Raw genomic sequence first — 13,649 nt, 5'->3', positions numbered from 1 at the left:
GATGCTTGTGAATGATATTTCTTGTAACCGTTGACGGATTTGTTATCGGCGGCATGTTTAGGTTGTTAATGATTTGCCCATATCTTTTTTGTGGGCGATTTTCGAGAGGGTGTTCGCGGCATGGCTGCGCTTTTTGCTGAGGGTCGAGTCGGCGGGATGAAGGCCTCCATGGATAAACCGATTCTGGAAACCGCTCGTCTGATCCTGCGGCCGACGCGGGCGGAGGATTTCGATGGCTGGGCGGCGATGATGGCCGATCCGGAGGCGACCGAGTTCATCGGTGGCCTGCAGTCCCGTCCGGTCGCCTGGCGCGGATTCCTGTCGATGGCCGGCGCCTGGTCGATCCAGGGCTTCGCCATGTTCTCCGTCATCGAGAAGGAGACCGGCCGCTGGGTCGGCAGAGTCGGCCCTTGGGTGCCGGAAGGCTGGCCGGGACCTGAGGTCGGCTGGGCGATCATGCGGGACTGCTGGGGTCGCGGCTATGCGGTCGAGAGCGCTGTCGCGGCCATCGACTGGGTGTTCGACCATCTCGGCTGGACCGAGGTCATCCATACCATCCATCCCCGCAACACGGCCTCGCAGGCGGTGGCGCGCCGGCTGGGCGCTGAGGTGCGCGGAACCACTCTGCTGCCCGAGCCGGTCAACCCGCCCGAGGCGGATGTCTGGCACCAGACGCGCGTGGAATGGCGGGCGCGGCGGCGGGAAGCGGCGCTTACCGGTTGAGAGCGATTGTTGTCCCGAGTCGCGGCCGCATCATTCCCGCCCCCTTCATATGTGTGCGTTTCAGGCGGTCGCATCGCACCTGATGACGATTGCGGGCCATGATCGGGGCGCAGCCCTGCCTATTCTGCGCCATCCTGTAGGCTTACGGCCGGTCTCCGCCCGAAGCGGACGTTAAATTTCGGTGTCAGGCATAGATTCTTGTGTGTTTTCACTAGAATTTTTGCGGATTGCCTATGCTATTGGTTTAGCCGTTGCATTCCATTCGCAGCAATCCTATTGGCTGACCGATTGCAGGAGGGGCCCGTAAATGGCCAAGGAACAGGCACTCGCCCTCATTAAGCGCCTCGCCACCGACGGCGAATTCCGTAATCAGCTGAACGCCCTCGACATTTCGGGAAAGCAGGCCCTGCTGGCGCAGAGCGGGTTCGGCGGCGTCCTTCCCGACCATGTCCGCAGCGCAGCCGCCGACGCCTTCAACTCCTTGACCGGCAAAGAGACCGGCCTGGACAGCGACGTGGCGGTCGAATCGATCGCGACGGCCGCTTCCGCCTCGGCCACCTCGGCCTCGGCCACGTCTGCTTCCGCCACCTCCGCTTCGGCCACTTCGGCGTCCGCGACCTCCGCCTCCGCGACGTCAGCTTCAGCCACGTCGGCTTCCGCAACCTCCGCTTCGGCCACTTCGGCGTCCGGTTTCTCGGCCTCGGCCCAGTCGGCCTCCGCTGCTCCGGCGCCCGCCTTCTCCGCCTCCGCTCAATCGGCATCCGCGACCTCCGCGGCGGCGCAGTCCGCTTCTGCGGTTCCGACCCCGGTGGCCTTCTCGGCCGTTGCTGCCCCGGCGTCCGCTCACTCTGCGTCGGCAATGTCGGCGTCCGCGGTTCCGGCTCCGGCCTTCTCGGCCGTCGCCGCTCCGGCATCCGCCTTCTCGGCAGCGGCGCAGTCGGCGTCCGCGGTTCCGGCCCCGGCCTTCTCGGCCGTCGCCGCTCCGGCATCCGCCTTCTCGGCTGCGGCACAGTCGGCGTCCGCGGTTCCGGCCCCGGCCTTCTCGGCCGTCGCCGCTCCGGCATCCGCCTTCTCGGCTGCGGCACAGTCTGCGTCCGCGGTTCCGGCTCCGGCCTTCTCCGCGGTGGCCGCTCCGGCATCCGCCTTCTCGGCAGCGGCGCAGTCGGCGTCCGCGGTTCCGGCCCCGGCCTTCTCGGCCGTCGCCGCCCCGGCGTCCGCCTTCTCGGCAGCGGCGCAGTCTGCGTCCGCGGTTCCGGCTCCGGCTTTCTCGGCCGTCGCCGCCCCGGCGTCCGCCTTCTCGGCAGCGGCGCAGTCTGCGTCCGCGGTTCCGGCCCCGGCTTTCTCGGCCGTCGCCGCTCCGGCGTCGGCCTTCTCGGCAGCGGCGCAGTCTGCGTCCGCGGTTCCGGCTCCGGCCTTCTCGGCTGTTGCCGCTCCGGCGTCTGCCTTCTCGGCAGCGGCGCAGTCTGCGTCCGCGGTTCCGGCCCCGGCCTTCTCGGCTGTCGCCGCTCCGGCGTCCGCTCACTCCGCGTCGGCAATGTCGGCGTCGGCGACCTCGGCGTCGGCCACCTCCGCTGCGGCGCAGTCGGCTTCGGCGACCTCGGCCGCGGCCACTCCTGGGGCGTCGGCTTCCGCGTCGCAGGGTCCGGCGGCGAGCGAGGATCCCACGACCGAGGCGTGATAGGATCGGGGCCGGCCTTTCCTGTGGGAGGCGGCCGGCCCCGTCCCTTGGCTTCCCGCGCTCTGCGGAGCCGCGAACCATCTCCACCCGAACCGGCCGGAGCCGCGAGTCCTGACCCATCCCATGGCTGACAGCGTATCGCCCGACACCGTCCATCCGGAGTTCCCCGGCATCCGCCTGGGTGACACCGTTCACCGCGCCGCCAAGCGCTTCTTCCTCGGTACCCACCGCACGGCGACGCCGGAAGAGACGCTGGCCCGCATCTCGCCCCATTTCGCCCGGTGCGGCATCACGCGGCTGGCCGACGTGACCGGGCTGGACCGCCTGGGCATCCACACCGTCATCGGACACCGGCCGAACAGTCCGACCTTGTCGGGCAGCGCCGGCAAGGGTTTCAGCCTCGCCGCCGCGACCGTCTCCGCCGCGATGGAAGCGATCGAATTCCACCATGCCGAGCATCTGCGCCTGCCCCATGTCGAGGCGGCGTGGAACGACCTGCCGGCCGACGGACGCATTCCGCTGGACCGCCTGCCGGGGACCAAGCACGGTTCCTTCCGTCCCGACCGGCCGGAAATCTGGACCTGGGGCTGGGATTTGATGAGCGGCCGTCCGGTCGCGGCACCCTGGACCTCGGTCGGGCTGCACAGCATGCCGCCGGGGACCAAGCCCGGCGCCCGCAGCTTCTACGCCATGGGCACCAACGGGCTGGCCAGCGGCAATCACATCCTGGAGGCGGTCGCCGCCGGCCTCTATGAGGTGATCGAGCGCGATTCCGTCGCCTGCTGGCGCTATGCCGGCGACCGGCTGAACTGGCCGACGCCGCGGGTCGATCTGGCCAGCATCGACGCGCCGTCCGTCCGCGACCTGCTGCATCGTTTCGAGCTGGCCGGCATCCGTCCGCTGCTGTTCGATGTCACAACAGATATGGGCGTGCCGAGCTATATGGCCATCGTCTATGACCGCGAGCTGCGCAAGACCGGCATGAACCGCGGCTATGGCAGCCATCTGGAGCCGGCGGTCGCCATGTGCCGCGCCCTGACCGAGGCGGTGCAGTCGCGGCTGGTCCTGATCGCCGGTTCGCGCGACGACTTCTTCCGCCGCGATCTGGTCCGCAACCAGAATGCCGACGGCAGCGCCGAGATCGCGGCGCTGGAAGCCACGCCGATCAACACCGACGGGCGACGTCACCGGAACCATGCCACGCCGACTTTCGAAGGCGACGTCGCCATTCTGCTGACCGTGCTGCACCGCGCCGGGATCGAGCAGGCGCTCGTCTTCGACCTGACCCTGCCGGAAATCGGCATTCCGGTGGTGCGGGTGCTGGTGCCGGGGCTGGAAGGCTACCAGTTCGACTTCTACACTCCGGGTGCGCGTCCGCTGGCCTTCGCGGAGGCGCTGAAGGCGCATGCATCTCAGGCGCAAATGGGATCGGTCGCATGAAGATCTGTGTGTTCCTGGGGCCCACCATGCCGGTGGAGGATGCCCGCGCCATCCTGCCGGGCGCGGTCTTCCTGCCGCCGGCGGCGCAGGCCGACATCATCAGCGCCATGACCATCCACCGGCCGGACGTGATCGCCCTGATCGACGGGGTGTTCGGTCAGTCGCTGTCGGTCTGGCACAAGGAAATCCTCTATGCCCTGCACAAGGGCGTGGCGGTCTACGGTGCGTCCAGCATGGGCGCCTTGCGGGCGGCCGAATGCCATCCCTTCGGCATGGTGCCGGTCGGCGAGGTGGCGCGCGGCTATGTCGACGGCCGGCTGACCGGTGACGACGAGGTGGCGCTGGCCCATGCCGGGCCGGAAGACGGCTGGTTTCCGCTGTCGGAGCCGCTGGTGAATTTGCGCGCCAGCATGGCTGCGGCGCTGGCCGCCGGTGCGGTGGACCGGAGCCTGCACGACCGGGTGATCGCCGCCGCGAAGGCGCTGTATTTCACCGAACGCACCCGCGACCGCATCCTCGCCGAAGCCGGGCTGAGCCGGGAGGAGACGGACCGGCTGGAGCGCTTCCTGGACAGCGGTGCGATCGACCAGAAGCGCCGCGATGCGGAGGCGCTGCTCGGCCATCTCGCCAGCCTGATCACGCCGCCGCGGCCGGCGCCCTTCGACTTCAACGCCTCCCATTACTTCGACGTGCTGTATGAGCGCGACCGCCGCGTCTGCCATGGCGGCAACACCGTGCCGCTGTCGGAAATCGCGTCGCACGCCGCCCTACACCGGCCGGACTTCGCCGAGATCAACAACGCCGCACTCGGCCGCCTGCTGATCCGCCAGTTCGCCGAGGTCATGGGCGTCACGGTGGATGAGGCGGCGGTGCGGACGGAAACCCAGCGTTTTTGCGCCATGCGCGGCCTGAATGGGGCGGAGGCGCTGGCCGACTGGTGCCGCCGCAACGACCTGACCGATGCCGAGTTCAGCGAGCTGATGACCGAGCTGGCCATCGAGCGGGCGATGCGGCTCTGGCTGATCCCGCGCCGGTTCCTGGCGCGCACGACCAAGCCGGTGCTGAACGAGCTGCGGCTGCGCGGGCTTTACGAGTCCACCGCCGAGGAGGCGGCGCTGGTCGACCGGGTGATGGAGCTGCATTTCGGCGACGCCAGCCGCCAGCCCAAGGAAACGGTGGAGCAACTGCTGGCCGAGCATGTCGCCAGCACCTCCTGCCGGGTTGATGCGCCGGCCGACGTCTGGTCCTATGAATATGGCTTCAAGGACCTGCTGGACCTGCGCATCGACCTGATGCGGGCCAAGCAGGTGCGCGACCTGTTCCGCCAGCTGGCGGTGGAGGCGGAGGCGGCGCTGGCCCAAACGGTGCCGCAGGAGTCCATGCCGGAACAGCCCGTGCCGGAAGAGGAGATGCAGACGTGATAGCCGCAGAAGTGACCATCCGCGTGCCGACCCCGTTGCGCGGCTTCGTCGGCGGGCGCGATCAGGTGACGGTGCCGGGCGCCACGGTGCGCGAGGCGCTGTCGGCGCTGACCGCCGGGCAGGATGCCTTCCGCGACCGGCTGTTTACCGCCGAAGGCGAACTGCGCCGCTTCGTGAACGTCTATCTCGGCCGGGATGACGTTCGGCGGCTGGGCGGGCTGGAGGCGGCCTTGCCGGCCGGCGCCACCCTGACCCTGATGGTCGCCCTGGCCGGCGGTTGAGGAGCGATTCGCCATGAGCCTGAAGGACCGGCGCCTTGCCGACCTGCGCGCCCGCATCGCGGAAGTGACTGCCGCCGACGCGCTCGCCCTGCAGCGGGAGGGCGCCCTGCTGGTCGATGTCCGCGAGGACGAGGAGACGGCGACCGGCAACCCCGCCGGGGCGCTGCGTCTGCCGCGCGGTTTCCTGGAACTGCGGATCGAGGAGAAGGCGCCCGACCCGGCGCGTCCCCTGCTGCTGCTGTGCGCCGGCGGCACCCGGTCGCTGTTCGCGGCGGAGGATCTGCTGCGGCTTGGTTATGCCGATGTTCGCTCGGTCGCCGGCGGCTTCTCCGCCTGGAAGGCCGCGGGTCTGCCGGTGGAGGTGCCGCCGCAGCTCGACGCCGCCCAGCGCGAGCGCTACCGCCGCCACCTTACCATGCCGGAGGTGGGGGAGGCCGGGCAGCACAGGCTGCTGCGCAGCCGCGTCGCCCTGATCGGTGCCGGCGGGCTGGGCTCGCCCATCGCGCTCTACCTCGCCGCCGCAGGCGTTGGGCGCCTGACCCTGATCGACGACGACCGGGTCGAGCGCAGCAACCTGCAGCGCCAGATCCTCCATGCCGAAAGCCGACTCGGCCAGCGCAAGGTGGAAAGCGGCCGGGCCGCCCTGCTCGACCTCAACCCGACCATTGAGGTGGTGTCGCACGACACGAGGCTGGAAGCGGCCAATGTGCTGGACCTGCTGGCCGGCCACGATGTCGTGGTCGACGGGTCCGACAATCTGCCGACGCGCTATCTGGTCAACGACGCCTGCCTGCGGCTGGGCGCGCCGAACGTCTATGGCGCGATCTTCCGCTTCGAGGGGCAGGTGTCGGTGTTCGGCGGCGCTGCACCGGGGCTGCGGCCCTGCTATCGCTGCCTGTTCCCGGAACCGCCGCCGGCCGAATACGCGCCGTCCTGCGCCGAGGCCGGCGTGCTGGGCGTGCTGCCCGGCGTGATCGGCACCATCATGGCGGCCGAGACGATCAAGCTGCTGCTCGGCCTTGGCGAACCTCTGGCCGGCCGCCTGCTGCTCTATGACGGTCTGCGCGGCGAGTTCAACGAGATCGCGGTTCCGGTCGATCCCGACTGTCCGTCCTGCTCGGCGGGCGCGCGGCCGGAATTGATCGACATCGCGGCGGTCTGTGCAGGGTGATCGGTGCGGGGGCGTCCGCCCCCGTCCCACCCGGGGCCGGCGAAAGCCCGCGCTCAGGCCGCCGTCTTCTGGACGATGACGTTCTGGACCAGCTTCTTCAAGGCGACGAAATCGACGGGCTTGGTCACCAGCTCGGTCGCGCCGATGTCCAGCGCGCGGCGGCGGTTTTCGCTGTCGCCATAGGCGGTGACCATGATGACCGGCACCTGCGGGGCTTCCGCGCGGAGGCGCTGCAGGAAGTCGAGACCGCTCATGCCGGGCATATTGATATCGCTCAGGACAAGAACAGCTTCCGGTTGCAGGCCGGTGTTCAAGCTTTGGAGTGCTTCTTCTGCAGAAGAGGCGAAGTGCAGGGCCAGTTCTCCACGGCGCAATTCTGCGCGAAAGCGCTGACGGAACAGATCCTCGATATCCGGTTCGTCGTCGACGACGAGGATTCCCAGGGTCATGTCTTCCGGCGCTCCCCTAACGACATGGCTGTCACGATTCGTGGCAGCGTGATCGCAAACTCGGCATGCTCGTTTTCGATGCTGGATACATCGAAACGGCCCCTGTGTTGATGTACCACGATGTCATAGCTGAGCGAAAGACCTAAGCCTGTTCCTTCGCCGGTGGGTTTCGTCGTGAAAAAAGGCGTGAAAAGCTTGTCGACCACGGCGGGTGGCATGCCGACGCCGTTGTCGTGAATTCTTATGGAAACCTCACTTCCTCTTGCTTCGGTTGTTATCCTCAACGTCGGTTCATAATCCGGGTTGCCGCAAGTCAGCTGCCGCTTGCGGACGGCGTAAAAGCTGTTCGTGAACAAATTGACCAGGACACGCGACATGTCCTGCGGAACCAGCTTCACCTCGCCGACATCCGCCGCGAATCGACGCTCCAGCGTGGCGTTGAAGTTGCGGTCCTGGGCGCGCACGGCGTGATAGGACAGGGACAGGGCCTCTTCCACCAGAGCGTTCAGGTCGGTGGTCTGCCATTCGCCGCCGCCGCCGCGCGAATGGGCCAGCATGCTCTTGACGATGTTGTCGGCGCGCCGGCCATGGTCGGCGATCTTGCGCAGGTTGCTTTGCAGACTGTCGACCAGATCGTCCACGTCGCCGCGGGTCGCGTCGTCCAGATGGTCGTTCAGCGGCTCCAGCAGTGCCAGCATCTCGTCCAGCAACTCTCCCGACAGCTCGGCGAAGTTGTTGACGAAGTTCAGCGGGTTCTTCAGCTCGTGGGCGATGCCGGCGGTGAGCTGGCCGAGCGAGGCCATCTTCTCCTGCACGATCAGCTGCTGCTGGGTCTCGCGCAGCTCCTTCAGGATCGCTTCGGCCCGCTCCTTGGCCTCCCGCAATTCATCCTCGATGCGCTTGCGGTCGGTGATGTCGTGTTGGGTGATGACGTATCCGCCATCGGCGCGCGGGGCGGTGCGGATGTCCAGGATGCGGCCGTTCGTCGGAACCTGGCGTTCGGAATTGATGACGCCCTTGACCAGGAAGCGGGTGCACAGCTCCGCCACCGTCTCCTCGCAGGGGACGTCGCCGTAATCGCCGCGCCGGTGGTTGTAATAGAGCGTCTCGGCCACCGGGGTGCCGGGCGGGAACATGCCGGGGGGATAGTCCCACAGCCGGAAATATTCGCTGTTGGCCCCTTCCAGCCGCAGGTCGCGGTCCAGCATCAGCACGCCGTTGGGCATGGCGTCGATGGCCGCCTGCAGCAATTGTCCCTGATGCGGCACCTCGGCGTTGGCGGCCTCCGGGCGCATCTGGGTCAGCATCTCCATCACGGCGGGCGCGCCGCCCCAGTCCACCGGCTCCAGCAGTTGGTCGAACCACTGGATGCTGGTGTCGGCGCGGTGGCGCTTGATGCGGCGGGCCAGCGGTTGGGTCGGGCCTTCTTGCAGGCAACGGGCATAGGCGTTGCGCTCTGCCAGACGGGCGTCTTCAGGGACCAGCGCCATGACGTCGGGCAGGGCCATCACCTGTTCGGCCGACTGGTAGCCCAGCAGGCGGGCCAGCGTGCCGCTGCAATGGAGGATCGCACCCTCGCGATGGACGATCAGGCCCGGCATCGCCGCGACCAGCTGGTCATGGTAGAGCCGCGCCCGGTCCAGCGAGTGCGCCACCGACTCCTCCGGGGAATAGGACGACAGCGGGGGCAGGGATCGCAGCAGATCGGTCTTGTCGTCCATGGAGGGGTCCCGAAGATGTCGTCTGCAGGGCTTCTGCCGCCGATTCGGCAGGATCGGGGGCCGGGTCAGGGGGCGTCCAGCGGCAACCGCAGGATTGCGCTGGTGCCACGGCCGACCTCGCTGTCGATGTCGATCTCGCCGCCGAGCTTTCCGGTAACCAGGTTGAACACGGCGTAGAGCCCCAGCCCCATGCTGCCGGCACCGCGGCGGGTGGTGGTGAAGGGCTGGAACAGCCGCGGCCGGATATCGGCCGGGATGCCGCGGCCGTTGTCGGAAACGCGCAGCTCCACCCGGTCCTCCCCCAGCATCCGCACCGAAACCGTCACCTTGCCGCCGGGACGGCGGACGGCAGCCTCATCCTCCCGCGTCCCGTCCCCGGCATGCGCGCCGATGGCGGTGATCGCCGGCACCTGCTCGAACGCATGGGCGAAGGCGTTGGTCAGCAGGGCCAGCAGCACCTCGGTCAGCGCGCCGGGATAGGTGTCCAGCGCCAGCCCGTCCGGGCAGTCCAGAGCCAGCTGGTGCCCGGCCGCGGCCGGCTGCACCTGCACCGCCAGCACGATATCGGACAGGTAGTCGCGCAGGCCGACGCGGCTGCGCGGCGAGCTGGCCTTGCCCTCCGTCACCAGCTTCAGGCTCTGGATCAGGGCGGCGGCGCGTTCGATGTTGGCGACCAGCAGGGTGGAAACCTCGCTGGCGGTGCCGACATAGTCCTGGAAGTCGCTCTTGCGCAGCTGGCCGCCCTTGAAGGTCATGATGATCGCTTCCGACGCCGTCTGCAGATGGGTGGCGGCGGTCAGCGCGATGCCGACGGGGGTGTTGATCTCGTGTGCGACCGCGGCGATCAACTGGGCGATCACCGCCATCTTCTCCGCCCGGATCAGGTCGGATTGCATGCGCTCCAGGTCGGCCAGGGCCTTTTCGGCCGAATCCTTGGCACTGCGCAGCGCTTCCGCCTGCACCTTGCGCTCGGTGATGTCGTAGAGCCAGACGATGAAGACCGGCTGGTTCTCGTAAGAGGTGCGGTCGACGGACATCGCCATCCACACCGTCCGCCCGTCTTCGCGCATATAGTCGATTTCGTCCGACGCTGGCACGGCTCCGGGCGCCCGGTCCGGCAGCCTTTCCCGCACATGGCGGAACAGGGTGGGGGCGCAGCGCTGGTGCATCGCCTCCGCCGGCACGCCGAACAGGTCGGCACAGCGCTGGTTGCAGTAGAGCAGCTCGCCCGTTTCGGTGATGATCGACACGCCGATGGGGCTGCCGTCCAGCACCCGGCGCAGGCGGGCGGCCTGGGCGCGCGACGCCGCTTCGGCCGTCCGCGTCTCCTGCAATGCATCGCGCAGCCGCCGCACGGCACGGCAGGCCTCCAGCGTCTTGTGGATGGTGGCTTCCAGGTCGCTGAAATCGATGGGCTTGATGATGAAGTCGAAGGCGCCGCGGTTCATCGCCGCCCGCACGTTGCCGAGGTCGCCATAGGCCGAGACCATCACCGCGCGGATGTCGGCATTCACCTGCGGCAGATGGTCGAGGAGGGTCAGCCCGTCCATCCCCGGCATGTTGATGTCGCTCAGCACCATGTCGATGTCGGGCCGGGCGCGCAGGGTCTCCAGCGCCTCTTGCCCGTCATGGGCGAACAGGAACTCCAGTTCACCGGCGCGGACGGCGCGACGGAAACGCTGCATGATCAGCGTCTCGACGTCCCTCTCGTCGTCGACAACCAGAATCTTTCCCATCCCGCCTTCCTACCGCCAACCCGCCCGACCCGTGCCGCAACCGGATCCGGGGCCCCCACCATAAGCGCGGATCGTTCGAACGGGAAGCACCGTGGCGTACGGTGCCCCATCGGTTGCATGGCACTGTGGCCGCAAATCCGGATCGGGCCGCAAGACGGAAATCCCCACTTGATTATCGTGCGCGGTCGGCAGGCAGGATAACACGGGATTGCATGGCGGCCAGACGGTTGTGAACGGGCCATGGCCGATCAGTCGGCGGAACTCCGCGGCAGTGCTTCCGAGGCCGCATCGGCAGGCGTCCCGGCAAGCGGAAGGGTGAACCAGAAGGCGGCCCCCTTGCCCGAATCGGCGTCCAGACCGGCGGGGGCGTCCTCCACCCCGATCCGGCCGCCGAGATGCCCGACGATGCGGCTGGCGATGGCAAGTCCCAGGCCGGTGCCGGCCGGCTTGCCGATCAGCGTGTCGCCGGCCTGACGGAAACGCTCGAACACCAGCTTGCGGTCTTTCGGTGCCACGCCCGGGCCGCTGTCGGTCACTGTGACACGCAGCATTCCCCCTTCCGGCCGGGCCTCCAGCCGGGTCCGGCCGCCGGACGGCGTGAACTTCGCGGCGTTGGACAACAGGTTCACCACCACCTGGATCACCCGGTCCTCGTCGCCGCGCACCGGCGGCAGGTCGCCGGGGATATCCACCGACAGGGCGATGCCGCGTTCCAGGAACAGCGCCTCCGTCGCCGCGACCGCCTGGGTCAGCAGGGCGGCCGGATCGATGGCCTCGATCCGCCAGTCGAGCGCGCCGGCCTCGATCTTCGCCATGTCGAGCACCTGGTTGATCAGGCGGGTCAGCCGCTCGCTCTCCTTGATGATGACGGCCAGGAATTCCTGCCGCTGGTCCGCCTCCAGCTCCGGATCGTCGTGCAGGATCTCGCTCAGCGCGCGAATCGAGGTCAGCGGCGTGCGCAGTTCATGCGTCACGGTGGACAGGAAATCGTCCTTCAGCCGGTCCAGCTCGGTCAGCCTTTCGTTGGCGGCGCGCAGTGCGTCGGTGGCGCGCTCCAGTTCCGCCGTCTTCAGTTCCAGCTGGCGGCTGTGGGCGATGACGTCGCTGGTCTCGTCCAGCATGCGCAGAAGCTCCGCCGCCTCCACCGCCCCCGCCGAGACGGAGGAGGCGAGCGCCACCCGCGCCGACGCCCCGCCGATGGCGCCGGCCAGCAGCCGTTCGGCCAGCCGCAGCCGCTCCGGTCCCGCCGGCTCGTCCGGGTCGGCACCGGCGAAGGCCTGTTCGGCGCGCTGCGGTCCGAGGAAGCGGGCGACCACGCGGGCGAGATCGCCGACGCTGGCGGCACTGCGCCAGTCCGCCGGCGAGGTCTGCGGACTGGCGGCGGACGTCGGTTCGAACACATCGACGAAGGCGGCGGCCTGCGCCCGCTCCGCCGCGTCGGGACGGTCGAACAGCGACAGCCCGACATAGGCGCCGATGTTGGCAAGCGCGCTCCAGAACAGGGCATGGGCCAGCGGGTCCCAGCCCTCCAGCCCGAACAGCGCATAGGGCCGCAGCGCCGCGATGCTCCACGGCCCGTCGGCGATGAAGCTGGCGGGCAGCCAGCCCGACCGCGCGAAGCTGGGCAGCAGCAGCGTGTAGGCCCAGACCAGCGTGCCCGCCGCCACCCCGGCGATGGCGCCGCGCCGGGTCGCCCCGCGCCAGTAGAGCCCGCCGATCAGGGCCGGGGCGAACTGTGCCACCGCCGCGAAGGAGATCAACCCGATCGACACCAGCGCATAGGCCGATCCCGCCAGCCGGTAATAGCCGTAGCCGAACAGCAGGATCGCGACGATGGCGACCCGCCGGACCATCAGCAGCAGCGGCGCCGGATCGGTCGAGCGCGCCAGCGCCGCCGGCCGGAAGCGCAGCAGGATGGGCACCACAAGGTCGTTGCACAGCATGGTGGACAGCGCCACCGTCTCCACCACGATCATCCCCGCTGCGGCCGACAATCCGCCGAGGAAGGCCAGCAGGGCCAGCCACTCCGCCCCGCCATGCAGGGGCAGGGCGACCACGAACAGGTCGGGGTCCACCCGCCCGCCGAAGGTCAGCAGCCCCGACAGCGCCACCGGCAGGACGAACAGGTTGATCAGCAGCAGATAGAGCGGGAACAGCCAGACGGCGCGGTCCAGCTGGCGTTCGTCCACCGATTCGATGACCATCACCTGGAACTGGCGCGGCAGGCACAGCATCGCCGCCGCCGACAGGATGGTGGTGGTGACCCAGACCCCGGATGCCGCCCCTTCCAGCGCAATGTCGCCGCCGAACAGCCGGGCGAGGTCGGGGCGGGAGGCGGCAGCGGTGAACAGGCTGTCCAGCCCGCCGTGCAGGCCCCAGACCACGAAGATTCCCACGGCCAGGAAGGCGATCAGCTTCACCAGCGATTCGAGTGCGATGGCAGCGACCATGCCGGGGTGATGCTCCGCCGCGTCGATCTGGCGGGCGCCGAAGACGATGGCGAACAGCGCCATCACCGCGGCGATCAGGAATCCCTGGTCGAGGATGGGGGCCGGGGCCGTCTCCAGCCCGCCGCCGGTCAGCGCGTCGAAGCTGACGGCGACCGCTTTCAGCTGTAGGGCGATGTAAGGGGTGACGCCGACGGTGGCGGTCAGCGCCACCAGCCCGCCCAGCAGGGGGCTGTGGCCATAGCGGCTGGCCAGGAAATCGGCGATGGAGGTGATGCGCTGCGCCTTGGCGATGCGCAGGATCTTGCGCAGGACCAGCGGGGCCAGCAGCATCAGCAGGGTGGGGCCGAGATAGACCGGCAGGAAGCCGATCCCCAGCGTCGCCGCCCGCCCGACCGAGCCGTAGAATGTCCAGGTCGTGCAATAGACCGCCAAGGACAGGGCGAAGACGGTGGGCGAGGCGATGATACTGCGCCCCGCCGCTTCCCGCCGGTCGGCCCAATGGGCGATGGCGAACAGGGCGGACAGGTAGGCCAGCGCCGCGACCAGGACCGTGCCCCAATCGAGCCCGACCTCCATGCG

The 13,649-nt window shown here is 68.9% G+C and carries 10 protein-coding genes; 6 read left to right on the top strand and 4 right to left on the bottom strand.

Features of this window, described 5'->3' with window-relative positions:
• Positions 1–168: 168 nt before the first annotated feature.
• From AZOLI_RS10160 to moeB, 6 genes are all read left to right on the top strand, one after another.
• Positions 169–723 (top strand): GNAT family N-acetyltransferase, encoded by a 555-nt coding sequence (locus AZOLI_RS10160; protein ID WP_014248539.1) that lies wholly within the window; start codon positions 169–171, stop codon positions 721–723.
• Between the two features lie 307 nt (positions 724–1,030).
• On the top strand, positions 1,031–2,401 hold the full coding sequence (locus AZOLI_RS32470) for a hypothetical protein (protein WP_014248537.1): 1,371 nt from the start codon (positions 1,031–1,033) through the stop codon (positions 2,399–2,401).
• 123 nt (positions 2,402–2,524) lie between these two features.
• Positions 2,525–3,841, top strand: a complete 1,317-nt coding sequence (locus AZOLI_RS10145; RefSeq protein WP_014248536.1) for a YcaO-like family protein — start codon at positions 2,525–2,527, stop codon at positions 3,839–3,841.
• Positions 3,838–5,262: a TfuA-like protein gene (locus AZOLI_RS10140; RefSeq protein ID WP_014248535.1), complete on the top strand. Its 1,425-nt coding sequence runs from the start codon at positions 3,838–3,840 to the stop codon at positions 5,260–5,262. Before AZOLI_RS10145 ends, AZOLI_RS10140 begins: the two co-directional genes overlap by 4 nt.
• Positions 5,259–5,543 carry a MoaD/ThiS family protein gene (locus tag AZOLI_RS33055; RefSeq protein ID WP_197541512.1) on the top strand — a complete coding sequence of 95 codons (285 nt, stop codon included), beginning with the start codon at positions 5,259–5,261 and terminating at the stop codon, positions 5,541–5,543. Before AZOLI_RS10140 ends, AZOLI_RS33055 begins: the two co-directional genes overlap by 4 nt.
• 13 nt (positions 5,544–5,556) lie before the next feature.
• Positions 5,557–6,714 (top strand): molybdopterin-synthase adenylyltransferase MoeB, encoded by a 1,158-nt coding sequence (gene moeB, locus AZOLI_RS10130; RefSeq protein ID WP_014248533.1) that lies wholly within the window; start codon positions 5,557–5,559, stop codon positions 6,712–6,714.
• 53 nt (positions 6,715–6,767) lie between these two features.
• Here the strand turns inward: moeB and AZOLI_RS10125 are convergent, their stop codons facing one another.
• The 4 genes from AZOLI_RS10125 to AZOLI_RS10110 form a co-directional block, all read right to left on the bottom strand.
• Positions 6,768–7,163, bottom strand: a complete 396-nt coding sequence (locus AZOLI_RS10125) for a response regulator (protein ID WP_014248532.1) — start codon at positions 7,161–7,163, stop codon at positions 6,768–6,770.
• Positions 7,160–8,884, bottom strand: coding sequence for a PAS domain-containing sensor histidine kinase (locus AZOLI_RS10120; RefSeq protein ID WP_014248531.1), 1,725 nt, complete (start codon positions 8,882–8,884; stop codon positions 7,160–7,162). The genes AZOLI_RS10125 and AZOLI_RS10120 overlap by 4 nt, the downstream gene beginning before the upstream one ends.
• A 65-nt stretch (positions 8,885–8,949) precedes the next feature.
• On the bottom strand, positions 8,950–10,620 hold the full coding sequence (locus tag AZOLI_RS10115; protein WP_014248530.1) for an ATP-binding protein: 1,671 nt from the start codon (positions 10,618–10,620) through the stop codon (positions 8,950–8,952).
• 248 nt (positions 10,621–10,868) lie between these two features.
• A complete protein-coding gene (locus tag AZOLI_RS10110) occupies positions 10,869–13,646 on the bottom strand; it encodes a sensor histidine kinase (protein ID WP_014248529.1) in 2,778 nt (925 codons plus the stop codon).
• Positions 13,647–13,649 lie beyond the last annotated feature (3 nt).

Origin of the sequence: Azospirillum lipoferum 4B, assembly GCF_000283655.1 — a bacterium.
In the GTDB taxonomy this organism is placed as follows: domain Bacteria; phylum Pseudomonadota; class Alphaproteobacteria; order Azospirillales; family Azospirillaceae; genus Azospirillum; species Azospirillum lipoferum_C.
Note: the sequence above shows the minus strand (reverse complement) of the source record. Positions and strands in the feature narration are given on the sequence as shown.

Excerpts from the sequence above, each read along its gene's own strand:
- AZOLI_RS10160 (WP_014248539.1), top strand. The coding sequence starts at position 169 with ATGGATAAACCGATTCTGGAAACCGCTCGTCTGATCCTGCGGCCGACG.
- AZOLI_RS32470 (WP_014248537.1), top strand. The coding sequence starts at position 1,031 with ATGGCCAAGGAACAGGCACTCGCCCTCATTAAGCGCCTCGCCACCGAC.
- AZOLI_RS10145 (WP_014248536.1), top strand. The coding sequence starts at position 2,525 with ATGGCTGACAGCGTATCGCCCGACACCGTCCATCCGGAGTTCCCCGGC.
- AZOLI_RS10140 (WP_014248535.1), top strand. The coding sequence starts at position 3,838 with ATGAAGATCTGTGTGTTCCTGGGGCCCACCATGCCGGTGGAGGATGCC.
- moeB (WP_014248533.1), top strand. The coding sequence starts at position 5,557 with ATGAGCCTGAAGGACCGGCGCCTTGCCGACCTGCGCGCCCGCATCGCG.
- AZOLI_RS10125 (WP_014248532.1), bottom strand. The coding sequence starts at position 7,163 with ATGACCCTGGGAATCCTCGTCGTCGACGACGAACCGGATATCGAGGAT.
- AZOLI_RS10120 (WP_014248531.1), bottom strand. The coding sequence starts at position 8,884 with ATGGACGACAAGACCGATCTGCTGCGATCCCTGCCCCCGCTGTCGTCC.
- AZOLI_RS10115 (WP_014248530.1), bottom strand. The coding sequence starts at position 10,620 with ATGGGAAAGATTCTGGTTGTCGACGACGAGAGGGACGTCGAGACGCTG.
- AZOLI_RS10110 (WP_014248529.1), bottom strand. The coding sequence starts at position 13,646 with ATGGAGGTCGGGCTCGATTGGGGCACGGTCCTGGTCGCGGCGCTGGCC.